Here is a 16216-nt window from a genome sequence, read left to right as displayed (position 1 = left end):
CCGGTAAGCTCGAACAATGAGTGTAATCCGCCCCGCAACCCCCCATGACGTCCCCGCAATCCTTCGGATGATCCACGAACTGGCGCACTACGAGAAAGAACCGGACGCCGTCCGGAACACTCCGGAAATGCTGCAGCAGGTGCTGTTCGGGGATAACCCGCGGGTGTTCGCTGCGATGGCGGAAAACGGGGCAGGGGAAGTCCAAGGGTTCGCTTTGTGGTTCCTGAACTATTCCACGTGGGAAGGCGTGCACGGGATTTACCTTGAGGACCTGTACGTCAGCCCGGAGGCCCGCGGCGAAGGGCACGGAAAGGCCCTGCTCCAGCACCTGGCCGCAATCGCCCTGGAAAACGGCTACGCCAGGGTGGAGTGGAGCGTCCTTGACTGGAACGAACCATCCATCAACTTCTACCGCCGCGTGGGCGCCAGGGCAATGGACGGCTGGTCCACCTTCCGGCTCACCGGCGAGGCCCTTACCGCGTTTGGCAGCGATAGGTCCGGCAGCGCCGTGCCCGCCGTTGCCAATGGCTAAGTCAGGCCTGCCGGCCGGAGCAAGGGTCGGGGCGCCGCACGAAATCAGGGCCAGGCACGAGTTCCGGGGCATGCGCACCGCCGAGCATGTCTTCACGGTCCCGCTGGACCACTCCGTGCCCTCTGGCGAGACCATTACTGTTTTTGCCCGGGAGTACGTTTCGGCGGCGCACAGTGAGGAGAAGGCTGCGCAGCTTCCCTGGCTGCTGTTCCTTCAGGGCGGCCCGGGCGGGCGCGGCAACAGGCTTGGCTCGCTGGGCGGCTGGAGCAAAGCCGCTGCGAGGGACTTCCGTATCCTGATGCTGGACCAGCGGGGCACCGGCCTGTCGTCACCGATAGACCGCAACACCCTGCCGCTGCGCGGGCCGGCCGGCAGCCAGGCCGCCTACCTGGCGCACTTCCGCGCCGATTCCATCGTGGCCGACGCCGAGCTCATCCGGGACGCGCTTGGCTCCGGGCCCTGGACTGTGTACGGCCAAAGCTACGGCGGCTTCTGCGCGCTGACCTACCTGTCGTTCGCCCCCGAGGGCCTGCGCGAGGTCCTGGTAACCGGTGGCCTCCCACCCCTGTCCGGCCCCGCGGACGACGTCTACCGGGCCACGTTCCAGCGGGTGGCCGCCCGGAACGCCGAGTACTTCGGCTGGTATCCGGAAGACCGTGCCACGGTTGAACGCATTGCCCGGCACCTGCGGAGCACGCCTGAATTCCTGCCCGACGGCGGCCCCCTCACTGTGGAGCGCTTCCAGATGCTGGGTGCCTACCTGGGCGGAAACACCAGGGTGGACAGCCTGCACTACCTGCTGGAGGACGCCTTCACTGAAGCCGACGGCGGCGCGAGGCTCTCCGATGTGTTCCTGGACCAGGTGCAGGGCATCGTGTCGCGCCGTGCCAACCCGCTTTACGCCCTGATGCACGAATCCATCTACGGGCAGGGACAGGCCACCGGGTGGTCCGCCTGGCGTGTGCTGGACGAGTACCCCGAATTCCGGCCGGATGCGGAACCGCTGCTGCTGACAGGTGAGATGGTCTATCCCTGGTACTTCGAGCAGGATCCGGCGCTTCGGCCCCTGAAGGAGGTGGCAGGGCTGCTGGCTGCCAAAGAGGACTGGCGGCCGCTCTACGACCCCCACCGGCTGGCCGCCAATACCGTTCCTGTGGCTGCCGCCATCTACTCCAACGACATCTATGTGGACCGCAAGCTATCCCTTGAGACAGCATCCGCAGTCCGCGGACTCCAGGTCTGGGAGACCGCCGACTTCCACCATGACGGCATCGCGGATGACGGCGAAGGCATATTCGGCCGGCTCCTGGGGATGGTCCGGTCAGGCGGCCGCTGACTGGCGCCGCCGTGCCATGACGGTGAGGAAGGCAGCGGCGAGGACCGCTGCGCCCACCACGCCGCCCAGCAGGTTCAGTCCCAGGTAGCCGAACCAGCTGAGGACCAGGCCTGAGACGGCCCCGCCCACCGCACCGGCGGCCCCCATCAGCATGTCCGAGACGCCCTGCACCACCACACGGGACTCCTGCCCCACGCTTTCGGCCAGCAGGGTGGAACCGGACACCGTGGCGGCCGACCAGCCGAGGCCCAGCAGGACCAGCCCCACCGCGACCGCACCCGTGGACGACTCGCCGAACCCGGCCACTGCCACGGCTGTGATCAGGAGGGTGAAGCCGATCATGATTGTCTGGGCCCTGCCCGCTTTGTCGGTCAGCCAGCCCATGACCGGCGACAAGGCAAACATCCCGGCGATGTGCAGGGAAATGGTGAATCCGATGATCACCAGCACATCACCGGACGCAGTGTGGCCGGCATGGCCGGCACCGGGGCCCTCCACCAGTTCCTGCAGATGGAGGGGAGTCATGGACATCACACCCACCATCACCGCATGCGCTCCGACGACGGCGGCCACCGCCAGAAGCGCTGTCCGGGAGCCGCGGATCGCGCGCAGCCCACGGACCAGTGAGCCGCCGCCGCGCTTCACTGGTCCAACTGCCTGTCCCGGGGTTCTGGCCGGCCCGCTGGTGGCTGTCCCTTTGCTGCCGTGCCCCTGCACCGCCGCCAACACCTGTTCCTTGCCCTGCGCGCCTCCGCCTGCCTCCCGGAAGGCGATTTCCCTGGCCAGCAGCAGTGGGTCCGGCCGCAGCCCGGCGAACAGCAGGACGTTCGCCACGAGGAGCCCCGCCCCCGCGATCACGAAGGGCCCCGCTACGGGCGGAAGACCGAGGGCTTCGCCGACGGCGGTCCCCGGCTGGATGAGGTTGGGCCCGGCCACCGCCCCAACAGTCACGGCCCACACGACGGCGGACAGTGCCCTGCCGCGGTGTTCCGCGTCGGCAAGGTCGACGGCGGCGAAGCGGGCCTGGAGGCTGGCTGCGGTGCCCACGCCGATGCCGGCGGCCCCCAGCACCAGGAGGATGAAAAGGCCGGAAACCACTGCGAGCACCATCAGCACGGCACCCGCCAGGGCGGCGGCGAGTCCGGTGACCTGGCCGGCGCGGCGGCCGCGGCGGTCTGCCAGCGAGGCGAGGGGCAACGCTGCCAGCGCGGCGCCCAGTGTCATAACGGTGGCGACGGCGCCGGCCCAGGCGCTGGAACCCGACAGTTCCACGGCAAGGATAGACCCGATCGAGACGGTGGCACCGGTGCCGATTCCGCCGAATACCTGGGCTGCGCTCAGCAGCACCACGGTGCGGCGCTGCACGCGGCGCACTCCTTGTTCCGAAGGCAGGGCGGGTTGTTCCGGTGTCAGGGCGGAAGCCATGCTCCGAGCATAGTCCCGGTCCCGCCGCACCTACAGAGCCACTTTTTGCGGGCTTGGAGAACCGACTTTAAACGGAAAAACCCGGCCGCAGGACGGCCGGGTTATCCCGGAACTGAAGGAAAGGAGACGCTTACTCGACGTCGCTGTGGCTTCGCCGCACGTCTTCCTCAAGCCGCGGATCCAGGTGCGCTTCCTTGGCCTTGGAGCTGACCAGGCTGGCGATCACCGCGATGACGATGGTGCCGACGATGACGGCCAGGGACACGAACGTGGGGATTTCGGGAGCCCATTCGATGTGCTGCCCGCCGTTGATGAACGGAAGCTCGTTCACGTGCATCGCGTGCAGGACCAGCTTGACGCCGATGAAGGCGAGGATGAAGGACAGCGCGTGCTTCAGGTAGATCAGGCGGTTCATGAGGCCGCCCAGCAGGAAGTACAGCTGGCGCAGGCCCATCAGGGCGAACAGGTTGGCCGTGAACACGATGAAGGGGCTCTGGGTGAGGCCGAAGATCGCGGGAATGGAGTCGACGGCGAACAGCAGGTCCGTGAGGCCGATGGTGATGAACACGATCAGCATGGGGGTGAAGACCTTTTTGCCGTTCACCGTGGTGCGCAGCTTGCCGCCGTCGAACTTCTCCGACATGGGGATAACCTTGCGGATCTTGGCGATCAGCGGGTTCTCACGGTCTTCCTCGTCTTCACCCTCGTCCTGGGCCTGCTTCCAGGCCGTCCACAGGAGGAACGCTCCAAAGATGTAGAACACCCAGCTGAACTGCTCGATCACGATGGCGCCCAGCAGGATGAAGATGCCGCGCAGGATCAGCGCGATGATGATACCCACCATCAGCACTTCCTGCTGGTACTTCCGGGGCACCGAGAAGCGGGCCATGATGATGATGAAGACGAACAGGTTGTCGATGCTGAGGCTGTATTCGGTGACCCAGCCGGCAACGAACTGGCCGCCGTATTCCGGGCCGGTGAAAGCGAACATGGCTCCGGCGAACACCAGCGCAAGGCTGACGTAGAACGCTACCCAGAGGCCGGCTTCCTTCATGGAGGGTTCGTGGGGCCTGCGGACCACCAGGAGAAGGTCGATCAGGAGGATAAGGCCGAGGACGACAAAAGAGCCGACTTCGAACCACACGGGCAATTCGAGCACAGGGTAGCCTTTCGCAGGGTACAGAGATGCGGTGTAAGTCTCTCCGGCCTGCCTGCGCACTTGGTGCTGAAACGGCGGCCCGCTACGCCCGGCCGGGCATCCATGCCCTGCGTGTTGACGATCGTAGCGCTTGGGATACTCCCCTACGTGACCTTAACTGTACCGCAGGCGGCCGGCCGGGCTGTCCCCGGCTGCGTTTGTGTCAGGCGTGCCCGGCTGCCTGCATCTGCCGCAGTTCCTTCTTCAGCTCGCTGACTTCGTCCCGGATCCGGGCTGCAACTTCGAACTGCAGTTCGGCTGCGGCACCGTGCATCTGCTCCGTCAACTGTTCGATCAGCCCCACCAGGTCCTCGGCCGGCGCTGCTGCAAGGCCGTCCGCCCGCACCTGGGCGGCACCCTTGGCCGCGGCTTTCCGCTTGCCTCCCTTGGCCAGCCGGTTGTTGTTGAGCAGCTCCTGGGTGTCGGCGTCTTCCTTGGCCAATTGGTCCGTGATATCGGCAATCTTTTTCCGCAGGGGCTGCGGATCCACGCCGTGTTCCCTGTTGTAGGCAACCTGGATGGCCCTGCGGCGGTTTGTTTCATCGATGGCCTGCGCCATGGAGTCTGTGATGCGGTCCGCGTACATGTGCACCTGCCCGGAGACGTTACGGGCTGCACGGCCGATGGTCTGAATCAGCGACGTGGAGGACCGCAGGAAACCTTCCTTGTCTGCGTCCAAAATGCTGACCAGCGACACTTCGGGCAGGTCCAAACCCTCACGGAGCAGGTTGATGCCGACCAGGACGTCGAACTTACCCATCCTGAGTTCACGCAGCAGTTCCACCCGCCTGAGGGTGTCCACGTCCGAGTGCAGGTACTCCACCTTGATGCCGTGTCCGAGGAGGTAGTCCGTGAGGTCCTCCGCCATCCGCTTGGTGAGGGTAGTGACCAGGATGCGCTCGTTCTTTGCCGTGCGAATCTTGATCTCGCCCAGCAGGTCGTCGATCTGGCCCTTGGTGGGCTTCACCACCACCTCGGGGTCAATAAGGCCGGTGGGCCGGATGATCTGCTGGACGAAGCCGTCAGCCTTGCCCAGTTCATACTTGCCCGGGGTGGCGGACAGGTAGACAGTCTGGCCAATGCGTTGGAGGAATTCGTCCCATTTGAGCGGCCTGTTGTCCATGGCCGAGGGCAGGCGGAAGCCGAAATCCACCAGGTTCCGCTTGCGGGACATATCGCCTTCGTACATCGCGCCGATCTGGGGGATGGTCACGTGGGACTCGTCCACCACCAGCAGGAAATCATCCGGGAAGTAGTCGAGGAGGCAGTGCGGAGCTGTTCCGGGTGCGCGGCCGTCGATGTGCGAGGAGTAGTTCTCGATGCCGTTGCAAAAGCCCATTTGCTGCATCATTTCGAGATCATAGTTGGTCCGCATCCGGAGCCGCTGAGCCTCAACCAGCTTGTTCTGACCCTCGAGTACCTTCAGCCGGTCGGCAAGCTCGTCCTCGATCCGTTTGATGGCCCGGGACATGCGCTCGGGCCCGGCGACGTAGTGGGATGCCGGGAAGACGTACATCTCCTCTTCGTCCCGGATCACCTCTCCGGTCAGCGGGTGGAGGGTCTGGATGTTCTCAATCTCGTCACCGAAGAACTCGATGCGGATAGCCAGTTCCTCGTACATCGGGATGATCTCGACAGTGTCGCCGCGGACACGGAAGGTACCCCGGTGGAAGTCCATGTCATTGCGCGCGTACTGCATGGACACAAATTTCCTGAGGAGGTCGTCACGGTTCATCTCCGCCCCCTTGCGGAGCGTGACCATACCTGCGATGTATTCCTCCGGCGTGCCCAGGCCGTAGATACAGGACACGGTAGCGACGACGACGACGTCCCGACGGGTCAACAGAGCGTTGGTGGCAGAGTGGCGGAGCCTTTCAACTTCCTCGTTGATGGAGGAATCCTTTTCGATGAAGGTGTCCGTCTGCGCCACGTAGGCTTCCGGCTGATAGTAGTCGTAGTAGGAGACGAAGTATTCCACCGCGTTGTTGGGCAGCAGTTCACGGAACTCATTCGCGAGCTGCGCCGCCAGGGTCTTGTTCTGGACCATAACCAGGGTGGGGCGCTGGACCTGTTCGATCAGCCAGGCCGTGGTGGCGCTTTTACCGGTACCGGTGGCGCCGAGCAACACCACGTCCTTCTCGCCATTCCTGATGCGCTCCGTAAGTTCCGCGATGGCTGCCGGCTGATCGCCCGCGGGCTTGAATTCGCTGATGACCTCGAAGGGCGCTACAACACGGTTGATCTCCTGCGCAAGGCTCATGGATCTAATCTACAACCGGGCACCGACACTGAACGGTCCAGTCCGTTATGGGCGAACAGCAGCCGTATTTTGGCGGTTTCAGGATTCGTACGACGGCGGCGCCCACCCGGTTTCCCGGGCCCAGGCGGACATCTGCGGCCAGGCAACATCGTTGAACCAGGGTTCCTTGGCCTCCGCATACTCCCTGGTGCCGGCCGAACCGGAAAAGCGCGCAGCAAGCTCTGCCTTGTGCGCTGCGTAGAGCCCCAGCGCGGACGGGTTGTCCCGCAGCCAGTCCCGGAACATCAGGGCATAGCGCCAGCCGGGAGAGCCGGCAACGCGGACGTGGATGTTGACCGGACGGCCTGGGTCGGCATTGGCGTGGAACCGCTTCTGCCACTCGGTTGGATCAGGCGCGTTGGGTTTTGGAGTGTCCGATTCGATTCCCCGTATCCCCGGAAAGCCTGCGGCGGCCAGGAGCGGTGCGAGCCTGTCCGCGGCTTCGAGGTCCGGCACCGCGACCTGCAGGTCAACGACGTCCTTCGCAGGCAGCCCGGAGACGGAGGTGGAACCGATGTGGTCCACGGCCAGGATGAGCCCGGAACCCGCCGTCGTCAACCGTGCCGAGATTCTAACTGCCTGCCGCGCCCAGTCTGCGCGGTGCGGCTCCAGCACAGGGCCGCCGCTCCGCGCCGCGCGCGTCCCTGCCGCGAGGTTGCGGGCGAAGGGCACCAGCCGGTCGTCCCACAGCCGGTCCACCTGCTCCAGCAGGTGCTGGATGTTGCCGGAGTTGTCCAGGACGATATCGGCCGCCGCGAGCCGGTCTTCCCGTGTGGCCTGGGCTGCAATACGGGAACGGGCAGCTTCAGCGGTCATCCCCCGGTGTTCCAGCATCCGCTGGAGCCTGGTGTCCTCCGGGGCGTCCACCACCAGCACCAGATGGAAGCTGCTGCCCTGGCCGGTTTCGACCAGCAGGGGGATGTCCTGGACCACCACGGCGTCGGCGGGTGCCGCTGAGGTGATGGCCGCGGCGCGGGCACGGACCAATGGGTGGACGATCCCGTTCAGCACGGCGAGCCGGGCCGGATCACCGAATACCAGCGAACCGAGCTTGGGCCGGTCCAGCCGGCCGCCGCCGGCGAGGACATCTTTGCCGAACTCCGCCACGATGCGGGTCAGTCCCTCCGTACCTGGCTCCACAACCTCACGTGCAAGGGCGTCAGCATCCACCAGCACTGCCCCACGTTCCTTCAATCGCGAGGCAACCACTGACTTCCCTGAGGCAATACCGCCCGTCAACCCGATCTTCAGCACCCTCCCACACTATGCCGGACTGCCTCCCTGGCCCCACCGCACGCGCTGTGAAGCCCCGGGGTTGGCCCGGGGGCCCCTCCCCGACACTAGACTTGGTGGGTGCCAGATCATGAGAGCCGGACAGGGTCATACACCACCCTTGCCGGCGGGCCTGATTTCCGCCACGAGCTCGAGATCAAGCGCTCAAGGTTCATCACGGTCCTCCGCCGGGCCGGTACCGAGGAAGCTGCCCGGGACCTCATCGCCGGCCTTCGCCGGGAGTTCCACGACGCAAGGCACCACTGCTCGGCCTTCATCATCGGCCCGGACCGGGACATCCAGCGCTCAAGCGACGACGGCGAACCATCGGGAACAGCGGGAGCCCCCATGCTCGAGGCTCTGGCCAAAAGGGAAACGTCACCTGGGGTGGCCGACCTCAGCGACGTAAGCGCCGTCGTCGTGCGTTACTTCGGCGGCGTTCTGCTCGGGGCAGGCGGCCTGGTGCGTGCGTACTCGGAATCCGTGTCCTCGGCACTGTCGCTGGTGCCCCTGGTGCGCCGCAGTCGCTTGCGGATCTGCTCCACCCATATTCCGCACACTGCTGCCGGGAGGCTGGAAAACGACCTCCGGGCCGCAGCGTTCGTGATGGGTGAAACCAGCTACCCGGGACAGCATGCAGTGCTGCGTGTTGTGGTGCCCGACGATGCGGAAGCCGTGGCCACTGCATCAGAGCGCGTGCTGTCCCTGTCCGGGGGCACCGCGATGCTTTCCCCTGAGGGAACGGAGTGGGTTGATGTCCCGTTCCCCTGACGTGGCCCTGGTGGATGTCGAGGAGACAGTCCTGGCACAACTCCTGGAACTGGCCAGGCGGGATGCCTCCCCTGACGAAGTCGCTCCCCCACTGGGCGGGCCGGGCTGGAACCCGGAACGGACTGAGTGGTTCTGCAGCCACCACCGCGCCGCCGCCCATGGGCTCAACGGACTCGCCGGAGAAAAGACCTGGGGCATACTTGCCTACGGCAGTCTTGCCGGCTCCATTCGGCTGCGCCGCGTTGACTCCGACAATGGCCAGCGCACGGCGGAAACCGGCATCTGGCTTGGCAGGAGCTTCAGGTCCCGGGGCATCGGCAGTGCTGCCCTGGACCTGGTGCTGGACGAGGCACGCAAAGCCGGCATCGACCAGGTCACAGCCCGGACCCTGACAGGCAACCTTGGCGCCCAGCGTGTCCTTGCAGGTGCCGGGGCAGTCCTCACGCCCGACGACAACGGGACCGTTCAGGCCGTCGTCGCGCTTTAGGCGGGCCTGCGCTCTGAGGGGCTAACGGCGCATTTGCGTAACTTCCGCCCCTTCGCCTGCCTGCAGACCCCATGGTAACGGGCAGCACCCCGCCGGCAGCAGCAAAAGTGCCGCCTTCAGGTTTTAGAGCCGGGCGGGCACGGCCGGGTTAAGCACAACAGGCTCCCTGCCGAAGCAGGGAGCCTGTGTGTGCTGGCGCCGGATATCCGGCGCAGGCGGCAATTAGTTGCCGGTCAGCTTCTCGCGCAGCGCGGCAAGAGCCTCGTCCGATGCAAGGGTGCCTGCACCGGCGTTGGACTCAGCAGCGGGCTCCGAGGAGTAGCTGGTGGCACCGGAATCGCTGTCACCGGACGTTGCAGCTGCAGCGTCGTCGGCAGCGTGCTGGGCAACCTGCTTCTTGTGGGCTTCCCAGCGGGTCTGGGCGTCAGCGTACTGCTGCTCCCAGGCGGCGCGCTGTGCTTCGTAGCCTTCGAGCCATTCGTTGGACTCGGGGTCGAAGCCCTCGGGGTACTTGTAGTTGCCCTCTTCGTCGTACTCTGCGGCCATGCCGTACAGAGCCGGATCGAATTCGGTGCTGTCGGCGTCGACGCCCTCGTTGGCCTGCTTGAGGGAGAGGGAGATGCGGCGGCGCTCGAGGTCGATGTCGATGACCTTGACGAACAGTTCGTCGCCAACGGAGACAACCTGCTCGGCCAGTTCCACGTGGCGGACGGCCAGCTCGGAGATGTGGACGAGGCCTTCGATGCCGTCTTCGACGCGGACGAACGCACCGAACGGAACGAGCTTGGTGACCTTACCCGGAACAACCTGGCCGAGGGCGTGGGTGCGGGCGAAGGTCTGCCACGGATCTTCCTGCGTAGCCTTGAGCGACAGGGAGACGCGCTCGCGGTCCAGGTCCACCTCGAGAACCTCGACGGTGACTTCCTGGCCAACCTCGACAACCTCGGACGGGTGGTCGATGTGCTTCCATGACAGCTCGGAAACGTGAACCAGGCCGTCTACGCCGCCCAGGTCCACGAAGGCACCGAAGTTGACGATGGAGGAAACAACGCCGGGACGGACCTGGCCCTTTTCCAGCTTGTTGAGGAAGGTGGAGCGGACCTCGGACTGGGTCTGCTCGAGCCACGCACGGCGGGACAGGACCACGTTGTTGCGGTTCTTGTCCAGCTCGATGATCTTGGCTTCGATCTGCTGGCCAATGTACGGAGCCAGGTCGCGCACACGGCGCATCTCGACGAGGGATGCGGGCAGGAAGCCGCGCAGGCCGATGTCGAGGATAAGACCACCCTTGACGACCTCGATGACGGTACCGGTGACAACACCGTCTTCTTCCTTGACCTTCTCGATGTCGCCCCAGGCACGCTCGTACTGAGCGCGCTTCTTGGAGAGGATCAGGCGGCCTTCTTTGTCTTCCTTGGTGAGCACCAGGGCTTCGACCTGATCGCCAACAGAGACGACGTCTCCGGGATCAACGTCGTGCTTGATGGAAAGCTCGCGGGAGGGGATGACACCTTCGGTCTTGTAACCGATGTCGAGCAGGACTTCATCGCGGTCGACCTTGACGACGGTACCTTCGACGAGGTCTCCGTCGTTGAAGTACTTGATGGTGGCGTCGACAGCTGCGAGGAAGTCCTCAGCGGTACCGATGTCGTTAATCGCGACTACGGGGGTACCGGGCTTCTCGGTGGAGGTGATGGTCATGTAGTAGGGGCTCCGTTGTGGATAGTTAGTTGATCAGGCGACCACCACTTCCGGGTACTGACCTGGAAGCGGAGCGCGGCGGAATTGCCGGGTCATCCTGATTGCGCGGCGTTCACATGCAGCCAAAACTGGGCACACTTCACACACGCCCGTTCATTCTAGTGGCTGGGCACAACACGGGTCAAAACCGCCCCCGCACTGGCCCTGGCCGCTCCTGACCGCGGGCGCTGCCGTCAGAAGTGCGTAAGGCAGTGGGTTGGCCGTTCCACCGCAAACATCTGCCGGGCCTGCAAAGCGGAGCCTGCGGTGTGTTCGCGGATCTTTCCCGCCGTTGCCAGGGTGACGGGACAGACGCCGCCAATGTAAATGGAGGACAAGGCTGACACGGCCATCGTCAGGTCTGCTTCCGCGGCTTCCGGCAAGCGTTCGACGGCGGCCTTGCCGCCCTGCGCTGACAGCGCGTACGTTCCGGCTGTGAGGCCGAGCGGGTCCAGGACTTCCAGGATCAGGCGGCCGTCCGCGGGATAGTGCCGGGCGGCCAACGCCTCCGGGACGTCCAGGATGCGGAGCCAGAGCATGTCCCGGCTGTCGGAGGAGTCGATGCAGCGGGGATCGTCCAGGGCCCAGGGAAGCGGGTCATCGAGCGGCGCCTCAACCCATGACACCCGTTCCACCAGATCGATGGCGCCCAGGTACTGCCACAGCTCAAGGTAGGCGTCGTTGCTGCCGGCCAGCAGGTCCACGACCTCCACCGTGTAGGGCTCGGTGTCCCAGCCAAGGAACTTGTAGGAGACGTAGCCGTCCACGTCTCCCCCGGGCCCGTAGTGGAGCGCCACCTTGACCGATGGGTCCTCTTTGCCGTCGCGGCCCAGCGAGCCGGAGGCCAGCTGCCGGTACCATTCCTGCCTGCCGATGGATCCCGGAGTCAGCCGGTGGACCCGGTCAAAGACTGCCGGCGCCAGCTCCAGCAAGGCTTTGGGGTCAGCTACCTCCACAGTGCCGGTGGCCTCGTGCCGCAGCCTGAAGCGGCTGGTGGTGTCCACTTTGACGACGCGTTCGAAGCTCGCCACGCCGTAGCCAAAACGGCCGTAGATGGTTCCCTCCGACGCCGTCAACGCCGCGACTGCCACGCCGTCCTCTTTGGCCAGCTGCAGGTCCTCGCACATCATCCGGCGCAGCAGGCCCCGACGCCGGTGCGAGGTGCGAACGGTCACCGAGGTGACCAGGTGCGCTTCGAGAGTTTGCCCGAAGCCGATGTTCAGGGTCTTGCGGAACGTGGCGAAGGTGGCCACCGGCACGTCGGCAGGCATTGACGAGGGTGCCACCGGGCCGGTCTGGTAAACGCCGGTAAGGACACGGCCGTCGGCCTCGTAGGTCGCGAGCGATTTTGCCACGTGCTCGGCGGTCCTGGTGGATTCGTGGAAGCCGAAGGACACTGCACGGCTCCAGGTCTCCGCCTGCGCGTAACCGTCCTTGCCCTGGGACACGGCGCTGAAGCGCCGAATTTCATAGTTTCCACTCAGATCAGCCACGCACCTGAGCCTAACCAAGAAAACCGGCGCCTGACCAGCAGCGACCGGCGTTAGTGCCCGGCGTCGTACCAGCTGGGACCGACGCCAATCTGGACCTCCAGCGGCACGCTGAGGTCCGCTGCGGCCGCCATCTGCTCGGTGACCAGCTTCTCGACGGCTTCGCGCTCACCCGTCGCCACCTCAAGGACCAGTTCGTCGTGGACCTGCAGCAGCATCCGGGACTTCAGTCCCTGCGCCTTCAGCTCGGCATGGACGCCGAGCATGGCGCGTTTGATAATGTCAGCAGCGGAGCCCTGGATCGGGCTGTTCAGCGCGATGCGCTCAGCGTTTTCGCGCAACTGCCTGTCCGTGCTGGTGAGGTCCGGCAGGTAGCGGCGGCGTCCCTCGATGGTTGCCGTGTAGCCGTCCACACGGGCCTGGTCCACCACGCCGCGGAGGTAGTCGCGGACGGCGCCAAACCGGTCGAAGTATTCCTTCATCAAGGTGCGGGCCTCGTCCACCGAGATCTCCAGCTGCTTGGACAGGCCGAACGACGTCAGGCCGTAGGCCAGCCCGTAGGACATCGCCTTCACCTTGGAGCGCATGGCGCTGGTGACTTCTTCCGCGGGCACGTGGAAGATGTTGGAGCCGACGAACCGGTGGAGGTCCTCGCCGTCTTTGTAGGCCTGGATAAGGCCCTGGTCGCCGGACAGGTGGGCCATGATGCGCATTTCGATCTGCGAGTAGTCAGCGGAGAGCAGGCATTCATAGCCTTCCCCCACCACGAAGATGCCGCGGACCCGACGGCCTTCCTCACTGCGGATGGGGATGTTCTGCAAATTGGGGTTGTTGGAGGAGATCCGGCCCGTGGCTGCCACGTTCTGTGCATAGGTGGTGTGGATGCGCCCGTCCTCCGCCACCGACTTCTTCAGCGATTCGATCATCTGGCGCAGTTTTGCTGCTTCGCGGTGCGCCATGAGCTGGACCAGGAACTCGTGCCCGGTCTTCTCCAGCAGGTTCTTCAGCGAAGCCGCGTCCGTGGTGTAGCCGGACTTGATCTTCTTGGTCTTGGGGAGCTGCAGTTCCTCGAACAGGACAGTCTGCAGCTGCTTGGGCGAGCCCAGATTGACCTCGTGGCCAATTGCCGCAAACGCCTGCTCCTGCGCCTGGTCGATGACCCGGGCCAGATCGGCCAGCTGGTCGTCCATGCGCCCCATGTCGATGGAAATGCCGGCGAGCTCCATGTCCGCCAGGACCCGGCTGACCGGCAGCTCCAGGGTGGACAGAAGTTCCTCGGCGCGGCGCTCCTTCAGTTCCGCTTCGAAGTAGCGGCTGAGGGCAAGCACGACGGCGGCCGCCTGGACCAGTGCGTCCGCGGCGGCATTGTCTTCGCCGTCGAACGAAAGCTCCAGCTGGCCCGCTTTGGCTGTAGCGGAGGAGATCGCTACGTTGAGGTGGTGCTGGGCGAGTTCGGCGAGCTCATAGGTGCGGCGGTCCGGCTGGATGAGGTAGCCCGAGATTGAGGTGTCATCCACCACGCCTTCGAGTTCGAGCCCACGCGCGGTGAGCGCCTTGAGGGCGGCCTTGAACCCGTGCAGGACCTTCGGTGACTCCGGGTCCCGCAGCCAGCCGGCCAGGACGTTCTCCGTCTCGGCGTCCTGTCCGGACAGGTCGATGTAGGCAGCGGCGCCCTCCCGCACGATGGCCAGTGCAGCGGCGTCCTCACCGATCCGGCCGGGAACGAGGTCTACGGCCAGTGCGGCACGCTGCCCCGCTCCGGCCGCCAGGAAGGCTGAGAGTTCGGCGGCAGCTGCCGGGGTGGCGTACTCCGGCGTGTCGATGCTCTCCCGCTCCGCGGCAGGCTTGTCCTCATCGCCGTACAGCGCGAAGAGCCGGCTCCGGATCGTCTTGAATTCGAGCTTGTCAAAGAGGTCCTCCAGTGCCGCCTGGTTGGGGCGGGGCTGGTAAAGGTCGTCCAGCGTGACCGGGAGTTCCAGGTCTGTATGGAGTGCATTCAGCCGGCGGTTCCGCTTGACGGCGTCGACGTTTTCCCGCAGTGCGTCGCCTACTTTCCCGCCGATGGAATCCAGGTGTTCCAGGACGCCCTCGAGTCCGCCGTAAAGGTTGATCCATTTTGCCGCCGTCTTGGGCCCGACGCCGGGGACACCGGGCAGGTTGTCCGCCGTCTCCCCCACCAGCGCGGCGAGGTCAGAGTACCGGGACGGGGGGACGAAGTACTTCGCTTCGATGGCGGCGGCATCCATCCGGGGGATGTCACTGACGCCCTTCTTCGGGTACAGCACAAAGACGTTGTCATTGATCAGCTGGAAAGCGTCGCGGTCTCCCGTTACCAGCAGGACTTCGAAACCGGCCTTTTCGCCCATGGTGGCCAGGGTGGCGAGGATGTCATCGGCCTCGTATCCGGGCATGGTGATGGTCTTGATGCCCCAGGCTTCCATCACCTGCGCAATCAGGTCGATTTGGTTGTTCATCTCCCGGGGAGTCTCATTCCGGCCGCCCTTGTACTCGGTGTACTCGCTTTTGCGGTGGGTGGTTTCGTCCGAGACGTCGAAGGCGACGGCAATGTGGGTGGGCTGCTGCTCCTTGATGAGGTTGATCAGCATGGAGGTGAATCCGTGGATGGCATTGGTGTGCTGTCCGTTGGAGGTGGAGAACTTGTCCGCGGGCAGCGCGAAGAACGCGCGGAATGCCATGGAGTGGCCGTCCAGCACCAGGAGCCGTGGCTGTCCGGTCATGGGGACGACTGGGGCGACAGTGGCCGAAACCGATTCTCCGGCCGGGGCCGGACCCTTGTCCTGAACAGCAGCGTCCTCAAGGGTGGTTGAACCCTGCGGTGCGTTGTCCTCCTGCAGGGCCTGGGACGGGAAAGGGGCCGGTTTGGTTGATTCACTCACAGGTGCCAGCCTAGTTGCCATGATGGACAATTTCACGCCCGGGCCTTTCGCCGCTGAGCTGGCGGCCGCCGGCATCCCTGACCATCTTCACGGCTGGCTTGGCGGCTTTGGGATCGGAGCTTTGGTGGTGAAAATGGGGATCAAGTTCGTGGAAATGGGCCCCGCGCGCACCGTGGCGACCATGCCCGTGGAGGGCAACACCCAAGTGGCCGGCATCCTCCACGGCGGGGCGCACGCGGTCCTGGCCGAAACTCTCGGCTCGTTTTCTGCCGGCATGCACGCCGGGCCGGGCCGGCACGCTGTCGGCATTGAGATTAACGCCACGCATCATCGTTCCATCTCCGCCGGCGCGGTCACCGGAACATGCACCGCCATCCATCTGGGACGGACCCTGGCCACCCACGAAATCATCGTGACCGACGAACAGGGGCGCAGGCTGTCCACCGCCCGGATCACGAACATGATCCGGGACAATGCGCCAAGGGAGGGGTAGCCCTCTTTCCCGAAGCAACCCGCCTTCTCCCGACGAACAGAATGTCTGACCTCCTTGGGATGATGTTGGTATGGGTAAAGCGGCAGTGGCGGGGGCGTTCGCGGCGATCGATGCTGCCCTTGCCGTGTTGAATGCTGAGCTGGACGGTTCGGGTCCGGAGGCGTTTTCGGAGGCTGATCCGTTGGCCGGCCTGGCTGGTGGTTGCCTGGACGTTCTCGCCGGCGCCGCAGGGGTGCAGGCGAAGGTGGCTGGACTGGTGGCCCGGGCCACGGGGAT

Annotated in this window: 12 protein-coding genes and 1 pseudogene; 6 read left to right on the top strand and 7 right to left on the bottom strand. The window is 65.2% G+C overall.

The window, feature by feature from the left end; all coding sequences use genetic code 11:
- The first annotated feature begins 16 nt into the window (after positions 1–16).
- Both FDW81_RS10100 and FDW81_RS10095 read left to right on the top strand, forming a co-directional pair.
- The gene (locus tag FDW81_RS10100) at positions 17–532 is read left to right on the top strand and encodes a GNAT family N-acetyltransferase (protein WP_138134054.1); all 516 of its coding nucleotides are present in this window, start codon (positions 17–19) and stop codon (positions 530–532) included.
- Complete coding sequence (locus FDW81_RS10095) at positions 525–1868, top strand: alpha/beta fold hydrolase (protein ID WP_138134053.1); 1344 nt, start codon at positions 525–527, stop codon at positions 1866–1868. Before FDW81_RS10100 ends, FDW81_RS10095 begins: the two co-directional genes overlap by 8 nt.
- Here the strand turns inward: FDW81_RS10095 and FDW81_RS10090 are convergent.
- The 4 genes from FDW81_RS10090 to coaE all read right to left on the bottom strand — a co-directional run bounded on the left by FDW81_RS10090 (position 1854) and on the right by coaE (position 8044).
- On the bottom strand, positions 1854–3293 hold the full coding sequence (locus FDW81_RS10090; protein ID WP_138134052.1) for an MFS transporter: 1440 nt from the start codon (positions 3291–3293) through the stop codon (positions 1854–1856). The genes FDW81_RS10095 and FDW81_RS10090 overlap by 15 nt on opposite strands.
- A 130-nt stretch (positions 3294–3423) precedes the next feature.
- The gene (locus FDW81_RS10085; RefSeq protein ID WP_138134051.1) at positions 3424–4452 is read right to left on the bottom strand and encodes a TerC family protein; all 1029 of its coding nucleotides are present in this window, start codon (positions 4450–4452) and stop codon (positions 3424–3426) included.
- Positions 4453–4654: 202 nt separating this feature from the next.
- Complete coding sequence (gene uvrB, locus FDW81_RS10080; RefSeq protein WP_138134050.1) at positions 4655–6751, bottom strand: excinuclease ABC subunit UvrB; 2097 nt, start codon at positions 6749–6751, stop codon at positions 4655–4657.
- A 78-nt stretch (positions 6752–6829) separates the two neighbouring features.
- Positions 6830–8044, bottom strand: coding sequence for a dephospho-CoA kinase (gene coaE, locus FDW81_RS10075; protein WP_138134049.1), 1215 nt, complete (start codon positions 8042–8044; stop codon positions 6830–6832).
- A gap of 99 nt (positions 8045–8143) precedes the next feature.
- Here coaE and FDW81_RS10070 point away from each other — a divergent pair, with 99 nt between their 5' ends.
- Both FDW81_RS10070 and FDW81_RS10065 read left to right on the top strand, forming a co-directional pair.
- On the top strand, positions 8144–8833 hold the full coding sequence (locus tag FDW81_RS10070) for a YigZ family protein (RefSeq protein WP_138134048.1): 690 nt from the start codon (positions 8144–8146) through the stop codon (positions 8831–8833).
- A complete protein-coding gene (locus FDW81_RS10065) occupies positions 8817–9320 on the top strand; it encodes a GNAT family N-acetyltransferase (protein ID WP_138134047.1) in 504 nt (167 codons plus the stop codon). Before FDW81_RS10070 ends, FDW81_RS10065 begins: the two co-directional genes overlap by 17 nt.
- A gap of 222 nt (positions 9321–9542) precedes the next feature.
- Here FDW81_RS10065 and rpsA read toward each other — a convergent pair whose 3' ends face one another.
- The 3 genes from rpsA to polA form a co-directional block, all read right to left on the bottom strand.
- A complete protein-coding gene (rpsA, locus tag FDW81_RS10060) occupies positions 9543–11021 on the bottom strand; it encodes a 30S ribosomal protein S1 (protein ID WP_138134046.1) in 1479 nt (492 codons plus the stop codon).
- 233 nt (positions 11022–11254) lie between these two features.
- Positions 11255–12544 carry a GNAT family N-acetyltransferase gene (locus FDW81_RS10055; RefSeq protein WP_138134184.1) on the bottom strand — a complete coding sequence of 430 codons (1290 nt, stop codon included), beginning with the start codon at positions 12542–12544 and terminating at the stop codon, positions 11255–11257.
- 59 nt (positions 12545–12603) lie between these two features.
- A complete protein-coding gene (gene polA / locus FDW81_RS10050) occupies positions 12604–15288 on the bottom strand; it encodes a DNA polymerase I (protein ID WP_138134045.1) in 2685 nt (894 codons plus the stop codon).
- Between the two features lie 178 nt (positions 15289–15466).
- Between polA and FDW81_RS10045 the strand changes: the two genes are divergently transcribed.
- Complete coding sequence (locus FDW81_RS10045; RefSeq protein ID WP_171027166.1) at positions 15467–15940, top strand: hotdog fold thioesterase; 474 nt, start codon at positions 15467–15469, stop codon at positions 15938–15940.
- 70 nt (positions 15941–16010) lie between these two features.
- Positions 16011–16216 (top strand): annotated as a pseudogene (locus FDW81_RS10040) (endonuclease); the annotation flags it as partial.

The organism is Pseudarthrobacter sp. NamB4 (genome assembly GCF_005796185.1).
GTDB lineage: Bacteria > Actinomycetota > Actinomycetes > Actinomycetales > Micrococcaceae > Arthrobacter.
The sequence above is the reverse complement of the archived record's forward strand: the minus strand, read 5'-3'. Positions and strand labels throughout refer to the sequence as shown.

Excerpts from the sequence above, each read along its gene's own strand:
- FDW81_RS10100 (WP_138134054.1), top strand. The coding sequence starts at position 17 with ATGAGTGTAATCCGCCCCGCAACCCCCCATGACGTCCCCGCAATCCTT.
- FDW81_RS10095 (WP_138134053.1), top strand. The coding sequence starts at position 525 with ATGGCTAAGTCAGGCCTGCCGGCCGGAGCAAGGGTCGGGGCGCCGCAC.
- FDW81_RS10090 (WP_138134052.1), bottom strand. The coding sequence starts at position 3,293 with ATGGCTTCCGCCCTGACACCGGAACAACCCGCCCTGCCTTCGGAACAA.
- uvrB (WP_138134050.1), bottom strand. The coding sequence starts at position 6,751 with ATGAGCCTTGCGCAGGAGATCAACCGTGTTGTAGCGCCCTTCGAGGTC.
- FDW81_RS10065 (WP_138134047.1), top strand. The coding sequence starts at position 8,817 with ATGTCCCGTTCCCCTGACGTGGCCCTGGTGGATGTCGAGGAGACAGTC.
- rpsA (WP_138134046.1), bottom strand. The coding sequence starts at position 11,021 with ATGACCATCACCTCCACCGAGAAGCCCGGTACCCCCGTAGTCGCGATT.
- polA (WP_138134045.1), bottom strand. The coding sequence starts at position 15,288 with ATGACCGGACAGCCACGGCTCCTGGTGCTGGACGGCCACTCCATGGCA.
- FDW81_RS10045 (WP_171027166.1), top strand. The coding sequence starts at position 15,467 with ATGATGGACAATTTCACGCCCGGGCCTTTCGCCGCTGAGCTGGCGGCC.